Source organism: Hydrogenophaga sp. (assembly GCF_014773545.1).
In the GTDB taxonomy this organism is placed as follows: domain Bacteria; phylum Pseudomonadota; class Gammaproteobacteria; order Burkholderiales; family Burkholderiaceae_C; genus Hydrogenophaga.
In genome coordinates, this window is record NZ_SDDV01000006.1 from 159,507 (window position 1) to 173,945 (window position 14,439).

The following is a 14,439-nucleotide window of genomic DNA, read 5'->3' on the forward strand; positions in this document are numbered from 1 at the left end:
GCACATCATGCAAGCCCTCAGTCTGCTTGAATTCGCCCGCACGGCGCCACTGCCCGGGCGCCGCTGTGCCTGTGCCGCCATGACCGAGGCCGATCTGGACGCGGTGCTGGCGCTGGAGCAGGCCGCTCATGCTGCGCCCTGGTCGCGGCTGAATTTCCGTGACTCGCTCCTGCACGGCCACCCGACGCTGCTGCTGCTGGAGGCCGCCGGGCCGGGCGCAGGCAGCCAGCACGCTGCGGCTACCGATGCGGCGCTGCTGGCTTTTCTGGTGGCCATGCCGGGCGTGGACGAGGTGCATGTGCTCAACCTTGCCGTTGCCCCGGCGCACCAGCGCCAGGGCTGGGCGCGCCTCTTGCTGGACCTGCTGGCGCGCTGGGCGCAAGGGCAGCGCGCGCAGTGGCTGTGGCTGGAGGTGCGCCAGAGCAACACGGCAGCGTTGCAGTTGTATCAGCGCTGCGGCTTTGCCCCGCTGGGACGGCGCCGCGGCTACTACCCGCTCGGCCCCAACCAACGCGAAGACGCCGTGCTGATGGGTCTGAATTTGAACGCCAGTCAGGCCAAGCCGTGAACTCAAGCGCCCACACGACAGATGCGGCAGCGCCCGCTGCGTGGGTGGCGCAATTGGATAAGCGCCAGCGCGCCATGCTGGCCGAAATGGGTCTGCGCGTCTGGCTGCCCGAGCCGGCGATGGCGCAGCAACGCAGCGTGGCTGCTGCACCTGGCGATGCTGCACCGGTGGCGCCGCCTGCAACGGCAGCCGCGGCGCCGGCACAGCCAGACGCAACCACCGAGGCCATGGACTGGGTGGCACTGCGCGCGGCGGTGACGGCATGCACCGCCTGCGGCCTGTGCCGCGGACGCACCCAAGCGGTGCTGGGCAGCGCCGACACGCAGGCCGACTGGATGCTGGTGGGTGATGCACCGGATGAGAGCGAAGACCTGCAAGGCCAGCCTTTCGTGGGCGCGCCCGGCGCCCTGCTTGACCAGATGCTGCACGCCGTTGGGCGCAGCCGCAGCGGCAGCCCCGCCGCTGCGGCGCCGGCCTACCTGAGCCACGCGCTCAAATGCCGCCCGGCGACCGGGCGCAACCCGCTGCCCGACGAGGTGGCGCGTTGTGAACCGTATCTGGCGCGCCAGGTGGCGCTGGTGCAACCCAAGGTGATCGTGGCGCTGGGGCGCTTTGCGGTGCAGGCCTTGCTGCACAGCCAAGAGCCGCTCGGCCGTCTGCGCGGCCAGCCGCACATCTACCGCGGCGTGCCAGTGATCGTGAGCTACCCCCCGGCTTATTTGCTGCGCCATCCAGCCGACAAGGGCAAGGCCTGGGCCGACTGGTGTCTGGCACTGGAGACGGTGGCGGGGCGGGGCCCGGCGGCGGCAGACTCAAGCGGGCTTCAAGCGGGCCAAGTCAATAAAATCGGCACATGAATTTTCTTGCTCTGCTGCGCGCGGCCGAAATCCGCAACCGTTCTTTGCTGTGCATCGGTCTGGACCCGGATCCGGCGCGTTTTCCAGACCGCTTCCGGGGCGATGCGAGCCGGATTTATGATTTCTGCGCCGCCATCGTCGACGCCACGGCCGATCTGGCGCTGGCTTTCAAGCCGCAGATTGCCTACTTTGCCGCCCAGCGCGCCGAGGGCCAATTAGAGCGTTTGATGGCGCACCTGCGCCGCGTGGCGCCGCAGGTGCCGGTCATTTTGGATGCCAAGCGCGGCGACATTGGCAGCACCGCCGAGCAGTACGCGATCGAGGCCTTCGAGCGCTACGGCGCCGACGCGGTGACGCTGTCGCCCTATATGGGCTTCGATTCGCTGCAACCCTATTTGAAATACCACGGCAAGGGCGCGTTTTTGCTCTGCCGCACCTCCAACCCGGGCGGCGACGAGCTGCAAAATCAGCGTCTGGCCACGCTGGACGGCCAGCCGCGGCTGTATGAGCACATTGCCGCGCTGGCCCAGGGGCCGTGGAACCAGAACGGCCAGCTTGGCTTGGTGGTGGGTGCGACCTACCCGCAGGAAATTGCGCGCGTGCGCGAACTCGCGCCCACGCTGCCGCTGCTGATTCCCGGCGTCGGCGCGCAAGGCGGTGACGCGGCGGCCACGGTGCAGGCCGGCCTGCGCTTGCAGGGGGCGCAAACCAGCGGGGCGATCGTGGTCAATTCATCGCGTGCCATTTTGTATGCCTCGGCCGCCGAAGACTATGCCAGCGCCGCGCGGCGCGCGGCGCTGCACACGCGCGCGCTGCTGGAGGCCGCGCGCGCCCAGCCCGCACCGGCGGCGCGGGGCGCGCCATGACAGGCAAACACCAGCCGCCGCTGGACACGGTGGGCGACCGGCTGCGCGTTGCCATTCTTCAGTTGCCGGCCGACGACGTCAGCCTGAACGACATCATGGAGATGTTTGGCGCAGACAGCCTGATGTTGATGGTGTGCTTTCTGACCCTGGTGTTTTTGGTGCCGGTGTCGATCCCGGGCGTGAGCACCTTGTTCGGCGCCGTGATTTTGCTGATTTCGATCACCCGCTTGTTGGGCCGCGACTTGTGGCTGCCGCGCTCGTTTGCCCAACGCCGGGTCTCGGCCGATAGCCTGCGTGCCGCGCTCAACCGTGCCTTGCGGGTGTTTGCGCGCGTCGAGCGGGTTTGCCGTCCGCACCGCTTGAGCTGGCTGACGTCGGCACGCGGCATGGGCCTGATCAACAACACCTTGCTGATTCTGGGCGCCTTGCTGCTGATGATGCCGTTTGGCCTGATTCCGTTTAGCAACACGCTGCCGGCGCTGTCTTTGCTGCTGCTGGCGCTGGGCTTGTTGCAGCGCGACGGGGTCTGCATCTTGCTCGGCTACGCCGCCAACCTGGCGACCTGGCTCTACTTTGGCTTGCTGATCGGCGGCGGCAGCGCGGCGCTGCTGGAACTCTGGCGCCACCTGTTCTGACTCAGCCCGCGCTGGCTGCCGGCGCTACTTGGGCCAGCGCGCGCTCCAGGCTTTGCAGTGTGCCGGCCACGTCGCGCCATTTGTCGAGCCCGAACAGGCCGATGCGAAAGCTGCTGAAATCTGCGCCTTCGCCGCATTGCAGCGGCACACCGGCGGCGGTTTGCAGGCCGGCGGCGATGAATTTCTTGCCCGACTTCAATTCAGGATCGCTGGTGTGCAAGACCACCACGCCCGGCGCCTGAAAGCCCTCAGCGGCCACGCTGGCAAAGCCGTGGCGCTGCAGCAGCGCGCGCGCGCCGCGCCCGAGTTCGAGCTGCGCGTCGTGCAGGCGAGCAAAGCCCAGCGCTTGGGTTTCCTGCATGGTGTCGCGCAGGCGCAGCAAGGCGTCGGTGGGCAAGGTGGCGTGGTAGGCGTGGCCGCCGCCTTCGTAGGTTTCCATGATGTGCAGCCACTTCTTCAAGTCCATGGCAAACGAGCTGCTCTGGCCGGCCTCGACGGCGGCGCGGGCGCGCTCGCTGAGCATCACCATGGCGCAGCAAGGCGTGCTGCTCCAGCCTTTTTGCGGCGCCGAGATCAGCACGTCGACGCCGGTGGCGGCCATATTGACCCAGAGCGCGCCGGAGGCGATGCAGTCGAGCACGAACAGGCCGCCGACCGCGTGTACCGCGTGCGCCACCGCGCGCAGGTAGTCGTCGGGCAGCAGCAGGCCGGAGGCGGTTTCTACGTGCGGCGCGAACACCAGCGCCGGTTTTTCGCGCGCGATGGTGGCCAGCACTTCCTCGATCGGCGCCGGCGCCCAGGCCGCCTGTGGCGCGTCGCTGCTGCGCCGGGCTTTCAAGACGCTGTGGCTGGCGGGAATGGCGCCCATCTCAAAAATCTGCGTCCAGCGGTAGCTGAACCAGCCGTTGCGCAGCACCAGCACGTGCTTGCCGTGGGCAAACTGGCGCGCCACCGCTTCCATGCCATAGCTGCCGCTGCCCGGCACCAGCACCACCGAGCGCGCGCCGTAGACGCGCTTGAGCAGGGCCGAGATGTCGGTCATGACGCGCTGAAAGCGCTTGGACATGTGGTTGAGCGAGCGGTCGGTGTAGACGACCGAGAATTCCAGCAGACCTTCGGGGTCGATGTGGGGCAGCAGTCCGGGCATGGGGTCTCCTGGTTTGGCTTGCACAGGTGAGGGTGCGAACAATGATCAACTGGATGAAACGCAAAGTCACAGGCGCTTGGCGCACATTGTCGGTCAGACGCAGGCGGTTTGCCCAGGCGCCGCTTCAGGCGCTGGCGCGCGGCGCGTCGAGCCAGGCCGCCAGCAAGGCGGTGTCGCCGGGGCTCAGGCTGAGTGTTTTGGACTCGGCCGGCCAGTCTAGCGTGCAGCGCAGCAAGCGCTGCTCGCGCGCCAGCAGCGCCACCAGTCGTTGGCGCTGCCCGCGCAGCAGCGGCACTTGCTCGAGTTTGTGGATGCGCCAGGCTTCGGCGGGCATGTCCGGCTGCCGGGCGTCGAACTCGATGCCCAGCCATTCGTCGCCCGCGGCCATGCCGGCGGCTTCGGCGGCACCGCCGCGCAGCACATTTTTCAGGCTGACGCCTGCGGCCGATTCATTCAGGCGCAGGCCCAGTTGTTGTGCCAGCGGGGCTTTTTCTTCGCCGATTTTGACCCCGTGCGCCTGCAACAGCGCGGACAGCGGCAGCTCTTGGGTGCTGTGTACCCAGGCCTTGATTTCCGGCTCGAAGCTGCGCCGGCCCAGGCGCTGGAGCACGCGCAGCAGGTCAATCTCGCGCATCGGGCCGCCGGCGCAGCGCTGCCAGAGTGCGCGCAGCACCGCGTCTAGCGTGCTGTGGCCCTCGGCGCGCAGCGTCAGGTCCAGGCACAGCGCCACCAGCGCGCCCTTGCTGTAGTAGTTGACGGTGGCGTTGGGTGTGTTCTCGCCCACCCGGTAGAACTTGGTCCAGGCGTCAAAACTGGCCTGCGCCACACTTTGCACGTGCCGCCCCGGCGTTTGCTGCACCAAGTTGATGGTCTTGGCCAGCAGTTGCAGGTAGGTCGCGCTGTCTATCAGTTCGGCGCGGCGCAGCAGCAAGTCGTCGTAGTAGCTGGTGAAGCCCTCGAAAAACCACAGCAGTTCAGTGTGGTTTTCGCGTCCGTAGTCGTAGCGGGCAAATTCGGCCGGACGCAGACGCTTGACGTTCCAGGTGTGAAAGTATTCGTGGCTGATCAGGCCCAGCAGCGTGGTGTAGCCGTCGCTGGCCTTGCGGGCGGCGGGCGCGGCGCTCTCGTCCAGGTTGGGCAGGTCGGCGCGCTGGCACAGCAGCGCGGTGCAATTGCGGTGTTCGAGCCCGCCGTAGCCGTCGGCGCTGGCGTGCAGCATGAACAAGTAACTGGAAAACGGCGGCGCAGCGTCTGGCTGCGGGTGCCAAAAATCGATTTGCGCTTCGCAGATGCGGCGCGTGTCTGCGAGCAAGCGCGCGCCATCGAGCCAGGCGCCGGCGCCGCTGACGACGAAGCGGTGCGGCACGCCGCGCACGCTGAAGCTGCCGCTCCAGAACGTGCCCAGTGCCAGCGGGCAGTCGGCCAGCTCGTCGTAGTCTTGCGCCTGGTAGCGGCCAAAGCCGTCGCTGCCCACTTGCAGCGGGCCAAGGCCGGTGACAAGCTGCCAGCCCTGCGTGGACGGGCCGGGCAGGCATTCGAGTTCGTGCGGCTGGTCTTGCTGGCCCAGCACGCGCAGGCACAGGCTGGTGGCGTTGAAGAAGCCGCGCGTGGCGTCCAAATAGGCGCTGCGCACCGATGTGTCGAAGGCGTAGACCTCGTAGTGCAGCTCCAGCGGCAGCTCGCTGGCGGCTTCGCTGCGCCAGTTGTTTTTGTCTACCTGGCGCAGCGCCAGCGGCTGGGCGCCCTGGAAGGCGCGCAGGTTTTGCAGGTGCTGCGAAAACTCGCGCACCAAGTAGCTGCCCGGTATCCAGACCGGCAGGGAAAAACCTTGCCGGGGGCGCGGCCGCTGCACGCGCAGCACGACCGAGAACAGGTGGGCGTGCGCGTCGTGCACCGAGACGGTGTAGCGCACGGCGGCGCGCTGCCCGGCGTGCGGCTGCGGGCACTCGGGCATCAGGGTCTGGCCTGCGTCAGCAGTTGCTCGATTTGCGCCGCGCTGGCGGCGCCCGGCACGCGCCGGCCGTCCAACAAAAAGGTGGTAGGGGTGCCGCTGATGCGGTGCTGGCGGCCAAATTCGACGTTGCGCTGCAGCGCGGCGCTGTCGCAGCGCGCCGGCGCCGCCGCGGGCGCCGCGTTGCGCAGCATCCAGTCCTGAAAGGTGCGCGCGCGCTCGCGGCTGCACCAGATCTGGCGCGACTTTTGCATCGAGTCCGGGCCCAGGATGGGGTAGAGAAAGACGTGTATGGTGACGTTGTTGATTTGCAGCAGTTCGTGTTCGAAGCGTTTGCAAAATCCGCAGTTCGGGTCTTGGAACACCGCCAGTTGGCGCTGGCCGTTGCCGCGCACAATGGTGAAAGCGTCGCGCAGCGGCAGGTCTTTGAAGTCAATCGCGCTGAGCTGCTGTTGCCGTTGCTCGGTCAGATTGACGCGCGCACGGGTGTCGATCAGCGCCCCTTCGATCAGGAAGTTGCCCTGCGCGTCGGTGTAAAAAATCTCACTCTGGTTGACGCGCACCTCGAACAGCCCCTCCATCGGCGTCGGGCTGACGGCGTCGATGCGCGGCAGATGCGGCAGCCGTTCGGCCAGGTTTTTGCGAATGGTGGCCTCTTGCGCCAGCGCGCCCAGCGACAGTGTCAGCAACAGCGTCAGCAGGATAGTTCGAAGGTATGTGATGCTCATGTGGGGAGTGTGGGGAGTGTCAGACGCGTGGCCAGGGCGTCCAGCAGATCGCTCTGAATGACCACCACATAGGCAATGCCATTGGCGGCGCTGGCACTCGGATGGGGGAAGACGTCGTACTGCGCCATCGGTGGTTCACCAAGGAAGCAGCTCGGCACCGGGAATGCCGTGCGACTCGAAGCGGGCGTTCTGCGCGGCGATCCAGTCGCCGAATTCGGCTTCAAACGCCTGCTTGCGAGCAGCACGGCTGGGCTTGTCGTGCCCTGCCTGAAGAGCCTGGTACTGCTCGGCGGAAAGAATCACCGTGTCGAGTTTTCCGGCCTTTTCCACGAACACCGGCTCACGTTTGGCCTGGGCACAGAGGCTGCCAAACCGATTCTTGGCTTCAGTGGCGGTGACGCGCACAGCGGGCTCCTTGGATGATGGGCCATTTTAGTCGTTTACTTCACACGGGTCATGTCTTGCCTTTCGCGCCCTACGCCCGCCATCTGCCGCCATCTGCCGCCATGGCAAGACCGCGGCACCGTGCACCAGGGTCATACGGGCAGGCGATCTCTTCACCAGCGTCCCGGTCCGGCGTCTGCTGTGGCACCCACGCGCTTTTGGGGTGGCGCGAGGAGTAATCGGGGTTGATGGGCAACAGGCAAGACCTGCCCCCGGCACCCCTCACCAACAGCAATCTCAGAGCAAGGGGTTCAATCCGCTGGCTTGGCGCGCGGCCCAGCCTTTGAGTGTGTGGCTGCACGAAAACCCGCTCAGGCCCCAGTTGCGCAGCGCCTGCACGCGCGCATCGGGGTGGGCAAACAGTTCAAACAACCCGTCGGTGGCCCAGCTCATGGCGGCCACAGCGGCCGCGCGCGCGCGTTCGTAGCGGCGCAAGAGCTTGTAGTCGCCCAGTTCGCGCCAGTATTCGCGTTCGCGCAGCACGCGCGCCAGCGCAGCCACGTCGGCCAGCCCAACGTTGAGCCCTTGCCCGGCCAGCGGGTGCATGGCGTGTGCGGCGTCGCCGGCCAGCGCCACGCCGCCTGCTGGCGTGCGGGCTATCCAGCGCGGCGCGCGTGCCAGCTCCAGCGGCCAGCACTGGACCGGGCTTTGCAGTTGCATGGCGCCAAGAGCGTGGCCGCAGCGCTGCGCCACCGCCTGCGCCAGCGCTTGCGGCTCGGCCTGGGCCCAGGCGTCGGCCTGAGGCAGCGGTAACGACCACACCAGCGCCACCGAATTCCCCACCGCACCATCCAGCGGCAGCAGCGCCATGATGTGGCCGTCGGCAAACCACTGCCGCGCCACGGCGGCGTGCGGCCGCTCGCACGCCAGCCGGGCCGCCAGTGCTTTGTGCGGGTAGGCAAACACCTCGTATTCCAGCCCAGAGCTGGCGCGCGTTGGGCTGCGCTTGCCTTCGCAGATCACGGTCAGCGCCGCCGCCGGGGCGCTGTGGCAGCGCTCAATGCCACTTTGGAAGCTCAGCGCCTGGCTCAGGCGCTGCTCCAGCGTGGGCACATCAACGATCCAGCTCAGCGCCGGCAGGGCGAATGCAGCGGCAGAAAAATCAAGCGCGCCGCCCCGGTCGCCCCAGACCTGCATGGTCTGCACCGGCGTCACCGCCGCGGCTTGCTCGGGTGCGGCCGCATCAGGCCAGACGCGCAGCTCTTGCAGCAAGGCGCGCGAAGCGGCATTGAGCGCGTAGGCGCGCACGTCGGCGCTGGCGGCTGCGGCCTGCGGCGCGCCCACCAGCGCCACCCGCAGCCGCTCGCGCGCCAGCAGCAAGGCCAGCGTCTGAGCGACCACGCCGTCGCCGCAGATGCAGACGTCAAAGCGCCGCGTGGCTGTGGGTCGGGCAAGGGCGTGCGTCATGGGCCGATTTTAGAAGGTGGCCGGGCAAACGCCAGCGCACCAGTCAATGGACCCACAAACGGCGATTGAGCCAATACCCGCCCCGCTGGGCCTCATGCCCGATACTTGTGCTTTTGCCAAGCCCTGACGCCCACCCCACAGTCCGCCCATGCCATGAACCCAGCAGCAGAACACGCCCCCGAGTCGCAGCTCCAGATCGAACAGCTCTGGATTTATCCCGTCAAGTCCTGCGCCGGCGTGGCGCTCGATCAGGTCGAACTCACCGACACCGGCCTGGCCTGGGACCGCGCCTGGATGGTGATTGACGCCGACGGCGTTTTCGTCACCCAGCGTCAACGCCCGCGCATGGCGCTGATTCAGCCCAGCTTCAAACTCGGCGAGCTGGTGCTGCGCGCACCCGGCATGATGGCGCTGCACCTGTCGCTCGAGAGCGCCGAAGCCGCGCTGCAAGTGCGGGTGTGGGACGAGCACGTGTCGGCCTACGACATGGGTGCGGTGGCCGCGCAGTGGTTCAGCGACTTTCTGGGCCAGCCCTTGCGGCTGGTGCGCTTTGACCCGCAAGGCCGCCGCGCCTGCAGCCCGGCGTGGTGCGGCGGGCGCAGCGCGCACACGCAGTTTGCCGACGGCTTTAGTCTGCTGCTGAGCAACCAGGCTTCGCTGGACGAGTTGAACGCCCGACTGGCGCAGGCTGGGGTGGCGCCGGTCGGCATGGCGCGGTTCAGACCCAACATCGTGCTCGGCGGCCTGCCCGCCTACGCCGAAGACCGGCTGGCTGCGCTGCACATAGACAGCGCCGGGGGGGCACACGAGTCGGGCGCCTTGATCGAAGCCGTCAAACCCTGCACACGCTGCGCCCTGGTCGATATCGACCCGGCCACGGCCGAGGCGCCCAGCAGCGCGTCGCCGGTGTTGCAGATGTTGCAAAGCTACCGGCAAGACCCCAGGGTGGACGGCGCGGCGAGCTTCGGCATGAACGCGATTGTGCTGGCGGGCGACGCCCAGATGCTGCGCGTGGGCCAGCGCGTGACCACCCAAGCCAGCCCGGCGGCGGGCGGCGCGCCGTAAAATCGGCGCTCATCTCGACTCTTGCGACCGACCCGAAAGCTCCCATCATCCGAGATTGTCCATTAGGGTTGGGTGGGCTGCTTGATGCAGTGGCGAGGCAGTTTTGTTCCGACTGAGAAGCCCGTGGCTTGCGCCATGGGCACTGATGAGGGGCAAAATTGGCCGCCCATGCGCCACCAGCGCCCCAACAGCACCGCAGGTGCGCCTAATGGACAATCTCGGATCAAGGGAAGCCAACTCCGGTTGGAACCCCCCTCAATGGGATAACCAAACACGGCAAAGGCGCAAGCGCTGCCGTGTTGATTCGCCGGGCTGGTCCTGGCGTGGATTGAAACATGAGCCTCCAATGCGGCATCGTGGGCCTGCCCAACGTGGGCAAGTCCACTCTTTTCAACGCGCTCACGCAGGCCGGTATTGCGGCCGAGAACTACCCGTTTTGCACCATCGAGCCCAACACCGGCGTGGTCGAGGTGCCTGATTCGCGCTTGCAGCAGCTCGCCGCCATCGTCAAGCCTGAGCGCGTGGTGCCCGCCATCGTCGAGTTCGTCGACATCGCCGGCCTGGTGGCGGGCGCGAGCACCGGCGAGGGCCTGGGCAACAAGTTTTTGGCCCACATCCGCGAGACCGACGCCACCATCAACGTGGTGCGCTGTTTTGAGGACGACAACGTGGTGCACGTGACCGGCCGAGTCGATCCGGTAGCCGATATCGAGGTGATCCAGACCGAACTCTGCCTGGCTGACCTGGCGGCGGTGGAAAAAGCGCTGCAGCGAGTCGGAAAACTCGCGCGCTCGGGCGACAAAGAGGCCGCCAAACAGGTGGCCCTGCTCGAGCGCTGCCTGGCCGCGCTCGACGACAGCAAGCCGGTGCGCACGCTGGTCTTCAGCAAGGAAGAGCTGCAACAGCTCAAACCGTTTTTCCTCATTACCGCCAAACCTGCCATGTTCGTTGCCAACGTGGCCGAAGACGGTTTTGCCAACAACCCCCTGCTCGATCGCTTGCAGGCTTTTGCCCAGGCGCAAAACGCGCCGGTGGTGGCTATTTGCGCCAAGCTGGAAGCCGAAATGGCAGAGATGAGTGCAGAAGATCGGCAGATGTTTTTGGCCGAACTGGGCCAGGGTGAACCCGGTCTGAACCGTCTGATCCGCGCCGCCTACGGCCTGCTGGGCCTGCAAACCTACTTCACCGCTGGTGAAAAAGAGGTGCGCGCATGGACCATTCGCGTCGGCGCCACCGGCCCGCAGGCGGCTGGCGCGATTCACACCGACTTTGAAAAAGGCTACATCCGGGCCCAGACGATAGGCTTTGACGACTACATCCGCTACCAGGGCGAGCAAGGCGCCAAAGACGCTGGAAAAATGCGCGCCGAGGGCAAGGACTACGTGGTCAAGGACGGCGACGTAATGAACTTTTTGTTCAGCAACTAAGCGCTTGAGTGGCCGCAGCAAGCTTCAGCGTCGCCCGTCGCCCTACCCGCTCATGACCCGAATTCTGCTGGTCTGCCTGGGCAACATCTGCCGCTCGCCGCTGGCGTGCAGCGCCTTTCATGCCTGGTTGGCTGCGCGCGGCCTGTTGTGGGCGTTTGAGGTCGATTCGGCCGGCACCTATGCCGGGCACCCAGGTGCGGCGGCGGATCGGCGTGCGGTGGCGCTGGCGCTGGCTCACGGCTGGACGCAAATCAGCCGCGCGCGCGCGCGGCGGGTGACCGAACAAGACTTCGAGCGCTTTGACCTGATCTTGGCCATGGACCGCTCCAACCTGCTCCATCTGCAGCGGCAGTGTCCACCCAGGCATCGGCACAAGCTGCATCTGTTTCTTGAATATGCCGCACTGGACGGCGTGCGCGAAGTGCCAGACCCTTATTTCGGTAACGATGCGGGTTTTCAGCGCGTGCTGCATTTGTGCGCCGCCGGCGCCCAGGGTGTGCTGGAACGCTTGACGGCCAGCGCGCCCCCAAACGCGCAAACCAGGCCATGAGGGCAGCCGACCCAAACCAGCCGACGGCGCTGCTGCGTGAGTTGTTTGCGGCGGCGGTGCAGCGTGCGCTGCCGCTGCAGCACACGGCAGCGGCGCTGCCGCCACCACCGCGCGGCCGCACCCTGGTGCTGGGCGCGGGCAAGGCCGCCGCCGCCATGGCGCAGGCGGTCGAGGCGCTGTGGCCCAGCGAGGCCGCACTCAGCGGGCTGGTGGTCACGCGCTACGGCCACACGCCGGCGCGACCGGCCGGGCTGGCGCAGCGCATCGAGGTGCTGCAGGCCGCGCACCCGCTGCCCGACGCCGCCGGCCTGGACGCTGCACGGCGTGTGCTGGCACTGAGCGCCGGCCTGAGCGCCGACGATCTGGTGCTGTGCCTGATGTCAGGCGGCGGCTCGGCCCTGCTGACGCTGCCCTGTGCAGGCCTGACGCTGGCCGATCTGCAGCGCATCAACCAGCGCTTGCTGCACTGCGGCGCGCCGATTGGCGACATCAACACCGTGCGCAAGCACCTGTGCCGCTTGAAGGGCGGGCAACTCGCGCGCGCCTGCGCGCCGGCGCGCGTGGTCACGCTGGCCATCAGCGACGTGCCGGGCGATGACCTGAGCCTGATCGCCAGCGGCCCCAGCGTGGCCGACCCGAGCCGGTGCGCCGACGCGCTGGCGGTGCTGCAGCGCTACCAAATCGAGCTGCCCGCCGCCGTGCTGGCTCAGTTGCACAGCGGCGCACTAGAGACACCCAAACCGGGCGACCCGCTGCTGCGCGGCCACACGGCGCACCTGATCGCCACCCCGGCGCAAAGCCTGCAAGCGGCGGCGCAGATCGCGCGCGCGCACGGCCTGCACGCCTATGTGCTGAGCGACGAAATCGAGGGCGAAGCGCGCGAGGTGGCCAAGGTACACGCTGCGCTGGCGCGCTCGGCGGCACGCGGGCGCAGCAGTTTTCAGACGCCTTGCGTGTTGCTCAGCGGCGGCGAAACCACGGTCACGCTGGCGCCGCCGCCCGGTCTATCCCTGGGCCAGGGCGGTCGGGCGGGCGAATTTTGTCTGGCTCTGACGCAGGCGCTGGCCGGGCACACCGGGGTTTGGGCGCTGGCGGCCGACACCGACGGCATAGACGGAGCGTGCGACAGCGCCGGCGCACTGGTGCGGCCCGATACGCTGGCGCGTGCGCAGGCGCTGGGCTTGCATCTGCCCGACTTTCTGCAGCGCCACGACGCCTGCGGTTTTTTCGCTCCGCTGGGCGACTTGCTGTGCACCGGCCCGACTTTCACCAACGTGAACGACTTTCGCGCCCTGCTGGTGCGCTGAAGCACCCGCAGCCACAGCGCTCGGCTCAAACGTTCCTTTGCAGCGCCGCGATGCGTTCTTGAATCGGCGGGTGGGTGGCAAACCACTTGCCCAGACTGCCGGCAATGCCCATGGTCTGCATGGTTTTGGGCAACTGGCCAGGCACCAGACCGCCCAGGCGCGCCAGCGCGTTGATCATGGGTTGCTTGCGCCCCATCAGCTCAGCGGCACCGGCGTCGGCGCGGAATTCGCGCTGGCGCGAGAACCAGGACACGATGATGGCAGCGAGCACGCCCAGCACGATGTCGAGCACGATGGTGGTAACGAAGTAACCGACGCCGGGGCTGTCGCTCTGGTTGCGCAGCACCACCCTGTCGACGAAGTAGCCAATCACGCGCGAGAGGAACACCACAAAGGTGTTCATCACGCCCTGAATCAGCGTCATGGTGACCATGTCGCCATTGGCGATGTGCGCCACCTCGTGGCCAATGACGGCTTCGACCTCCTCTTTGCTCATGTTCTGCAGCAAACCGGTGGAAACCGCCACCAGCGCCGAGTTCTTGAATGCGCCGGTGGCAAAGGCATTTGGTGCGCCGTCGAAAATGGCGACCTCCGGCATGCCGATGCCGGCCTTGTCGGCAAACTTTTGCACCGTTTGCACGATCCAGGCTTCGTCGGCGGTTTGCGGCTGGTTGATGACGCGCGCACGGGTGCTGAACTTGGCCATTGGCTTGCTGATGAGCAGCGAGATGAAGGCGCCGCCAAAGCCAATCACGAGCGAGAACCCGGCCAGCGCCGTCATGTTCAGGCCCTGAGCGGTGAGGAATTGATCCAGTCCGAGCACGCGCGTGGTGATCAACAGCACCGCCATCACGGCCAAATTGGTCAAAACAAATAGAAAAATACGCTTCATGCGTGCTCCCGTCGATCCAGGTCAAAAATTATGTGCCGGCCACACCGGCACGGGTTTGAGCTTCGAATTCGCCGGGTCGAGCAAAGTTCCCACCCTGGCGCTGCGGGGCCAACTCATGTTTGAGCAGGCGCTGCAGGTGCTCATTGTGCGCTTCGGATGGGCGCGGCGATCAAAACACAGCGGCATCGGCGTAACAATCCGGCGCCTCGTTGGTGGTACCCAATCCCGCTGGTCATTCTGGCCAGACTTGCGGTTGACCTCGACCCGCAACGGCGGGGGCCGGGTTTCAGTCTGCTGCAGAACGCCATCAGTCGCACGGTGGCCATTGCCGAACAGGCGGGTATTCGGGCTTTGCTAACGCATCCCGTCGACGCTGAGGCTGAGGCTGAGGCGTTTTATTGATGTTTCGGTTTCGAGCCAACACCTGCGCACGAACGGGAACTGATTCTGCTGCCCAAGGACGCGCAACGTTTCGTCAGAGTATCACCCGCTCGCCCTGAGCTTGGCCTGTCCTGAGCCTGTCGAAGGGTCGAACGGCCTGTCGAAGGGTGTGCGCAAAAAATCGGAATCTGACCCCGATTTCTCCCATGAAGTA

15 protein-coding genes are annotated in these 14,439 nt (G+C 66.9%); 8 read left to right on the top strand and 7 right to left on the bottom strand.

The genetic code is table 11. The annotated features are described in order from the left end of the window. Positions 1–7: 7 nt before the first annotated feature. Genes rimI through EST26_RS06650 form a run of 4 tightly spaced genes read left to right on the top strand, consistent with a single transcriptional unit; the run spans position 8 to position 2,926 of the window. Positions 8–568 (top strand): ribosomal protein S18-alanine N-acetyltransferase, encoded by a 561-nt coding sequence (rimI, locus tag EST26_RS06635; RefSeq protein ID WP_291066366.1) that lies wholly within the window; start codon positions 8–10, stop codon positions 566–568. Then, the gene (locus EST26_RS06640; protein ID WP_291066368.1) at positions 565–1,425 is read left to right on the top strand and encodes a uracil-DNA glycosylase; all 861 of its coding nucleotides are present in this window, start codon (positions 565–567) and stop codon (positions 1,423–1,425) included. Before rimI ends, EST26_RS06640 begins: the two co-directional genes overlap by 4 nt. Next, positions 1,422–2,291 carry an orotidine-5'-phosphate decarboxylase gene (gene pyrF / locus EST26_RS06645; protein ID WP_291066369.1) on the top strand — a complete coding sequence of 290 codons (870 nt, stop codon included), beginning with the start codon at positions 1,422–1,424 and terminating at the stop codon, positions 2,289–2,291. The genes EST26_RS06640 and pyrF overlap by 4 nt, the downstream gene beginning before the upstream one ends. After that, positions 2,288–2,926 carry an exopolysaccharide biosynthesis protein gene (locus tag EST26_RS06650; protein WP_291066371.1) on the top strand — a complete coding sequence of 213 codons (639 nt, stop codon included), beginning with the start codon at positions 2,288–2,290 and terminating at the stop codon, positions 2,924–2,926. The genes pyrF and EST26_RS06650 overlap by 4 nt, the downstream gene beginning before the upstream one ends. A gap of 1 nt (position 2,927) precedes the next feature. Here the strand turns inward: EST26_RS06650 and EST26_RS06655 are convergent, their stop codons facing one another. The 6 genes from EST26_RS06655 to EST26_RS06680 form a co-directional block, all read right to left on the bottom strand. Beyond that, a complete protein-coding gene (locus tag EST26_RS06655; protein ID WP_291066373.1) occupies positions 2,928–4,073 on the bottom strand; it encodes an aminotransferase class V-fold PLP-dependent enzyme in 1,146 nt (381 codons plus the stop codon). Between the two features lie 124 nt (positions 4,074–4,197). After that, positions 4,198–6,027 carry a peptidase M61 gene (locus EST26_RS06660; protein WP_291066374.1) on the bottom strand — a complete coding sequence of 610 codons (1,830 nt, stop codon included), beginning with the start codon at positions 6,025–6,027 and terminating at the stop codon, positions 4,198–4,200. Next, a complete protein-coding gene (locus EST26_RS06665) occupies positions 6,027–6,752 on the bottom strand; it encodes a DsbC family protein (RefSeq protein ID WP_291066376.1) in 726 nt (241 codons plus the stop codon). Before EST26_RS06665 ends, EST26_RS06660 begins: the two co-directional genes overlap by 1 nt. Next, positions 6,749–6,880 carry a CcdB family protein gene (locus tag EST26_RS06670; protein ID WP_291066378.1) on the bottom strand — a complete coding sequence of 44 codons (132 nt, stop codon included), beginning with the start codon at positions 6,878–6,880 and terminating at the stop codon, positions 6,749–6,751. The genes EST26_RS06665 and EST26_RS06670 overlap by 4 nt, the downstream gene beginning before the upstream one ends. Positions 6,881–6,887: 7 nt before the next feature. Next, positions 6,888–7,157, bottom strand: a complete 270-nt coding sequence (locus EST26_RS06675; protein WP_291066380.1) for a type II toxin-antitoxin system Phd/YefM family antitoxin — start codon at positions 7,155–7,157, stop codon at positions 6,888–6,890. 276 nt (positions 7,158–7,433) lie between these two features. Further along, positions 7,434–8,603 (bottom strand): FAD-dependent monooxygenase, encoded by a 1,170-nt coding sequence (locus tag EST26_RS06680; protein ID WP_291066382.1) that lies wholly within the window; start codon positions 8,601–8,603, stop codon positions 7,434–7,436. 153 nt (positions 8,604–8,756) lie between these two features. Between EST26_RS06680 and EST26_RS06685 the strand changes: the two genes are divergently transcribed. The 4 genes from EST26_RS06685 to EST26_RS06700 all read left to right on the top strand — a co-directional run bounded on the left by EST26_RS06685 (position 8,757) and on the right by EST26_RS06700 (position 12,952). Continuing rightward, positions 8,757–9,668 carry an MOSC N-terminal beta barrel domain-containing protein gene (locus EST26_RS06685; RefSeq protein WP_291066383.1) on the top strand — a complete coding sequence of 304 codons (912 nt, stop codon included), beginning with the start codon at positions 8,757–8,759 and terminating at the stop codon, positions 9,666–9,668. Positions 9,669–10,003: 335 nt separating this feature from the next. Next, on the top strand, positions 10,004–11,095 hold the full coding sequence (gene ychF / locus EST26_RS06690) for a redox-regulated ATPase YchF (protein WP_291066385.1): 1,092 nt from the start codon (positions 10,004–10,006) through the stop codon (positions 11,093–11,095). A 52-nt stretch (positions 11,096–11,147) separates the two neighbouring features. Beyond that, positions 11,148–11,645, top strand: a complete 498-nt coding sequence (locus EST26_RS06695; protein WP_291066387.1) for a low molecular weight protein-tyrosine-phosphatase — start codon at positions 11,148–11,150, stop codon at positions 11,643–11,645. Then, on the top strand, positions 11,642–12,952 hold the full coding sequence (locus EST26_RS06700) for a glycerate kinase (RefSeq protein ID WP_291066389.1): 1,311 nt from the start codon (positions 11,642–11,644) through the stop codon (positions 12,950–12,952). Before EST26_RS06695 ends, EST26_RS06700 begins: the two co-directional genes overlap by 4 nt. A gap of 25 nt (positions 12,953–12,977) precedes the next feature. Here EST26_RS06700 and htpX read toward each other — a convergent pair whose 3' ends face one another. Beyond that, on the bottom strand, positions 12,978–13,844 hold the full coding sequence (gene htpX / locus EST26_RS06705) for a protease HtpX (RefSeq protein ID WP_291066391.1): 867 nt from the start codon (positions 13,842–13,844) through the stop codon (positions 12,978–12,980). Between the last annotated feature and the right edge of the window lie 595 nt (positions 13,845–14,439).

Bases quoted from the DNA above. Each gene is read 5' to 3' on its own strand.
- rimI (WP_291066366.1), top strand. From the start codon at position 8: ATGCAAGCCCTCAGTCTGCTTGAATTCGCCCGCACGGCGCCACTGCCC.
- pyrF (WP_291066369.1), top strand. From the start codon at position 1,422: ATGAATTTTCTTGCTCTGCTGCGCGCGGCCGAAATCCGCAACCGTTCT.
- EST26_RS06650 (WP_291066371.1), top strand. From the start codon at position 2,288: ATGACAGGCAAACACCAGCCGCCGCTGGACACGGTGGGCGACCGGCTG.
- EST26_RS06655 (WP_291066373.1), bottom strand. From the start codon at position 4,073: ATGCCCGGACTGCTGCCCCACATCGACCCCGAAGGTCTGCTGGAATTC.
- EST26_RS06660 (WP_291066374.1), bottom strand. From the start codon at position 6,027: ATGCCCGAGTGCCCGCAGCCGCACGCCGGGCAGCGCGCCGCCGTGCGC.
- EST26_RS06665 (WP_291066376.1), bottom strand. From the start codon at position 6,752: ATGAGCATCACATACCTTCGAACTATCCTGCTGACGCTGTTGCTGACA.
- EST26_RS06670 (WP_291066378.1), bottom strand. From the start codon at position 6,880: ATGGCGCAGTACGACGTCTTCCCCCATCCGAGTGCCAGCGCCGCCAAT.
- EST26_RS06680 (WP_291066382.1), bottom strand. From the start codon at position 8,603: ATGACGCACGCCCTTGCCCGACCCACAGCCACGCGGCGCTTTGACGTC.
- EST26_RS06685 (WP_291066383.1), top strand. From the start codon at position 8,757: ATGAACCCAGCAGCAGAACACGCCCCCGAGTCGCAGCTCCAGATCGAA.
- ychF (WP_291066385.1), top strand. From the start codon at position 10,004: ATGAGCCTCCAATGCGGCATCGTGGGCCTGCCCAACGTGGGCAAGTCC.
- EST26_RS06695 (WP_291066387.1), top strand. From the start codon at position 11,148: ATGACCCGAATTCTGCTGGTCTGCCTGGGCAACATCTGCCGCTCGCCG.
- EST26_RS06700 (WP_291066389.1), top strand. From the start codon at position 11,642: ATGAGGGCAGCCGACCCAAACCAGCCGACGGCGCTGCTGCGTGAGTTG.
- htpX (WP_291066391.1), bottom strand. From the start codon at position 13,844: ATGAAGCGTATTTTTCTATTTGTTTTGACCAATTTGGCCGTGATGGCG.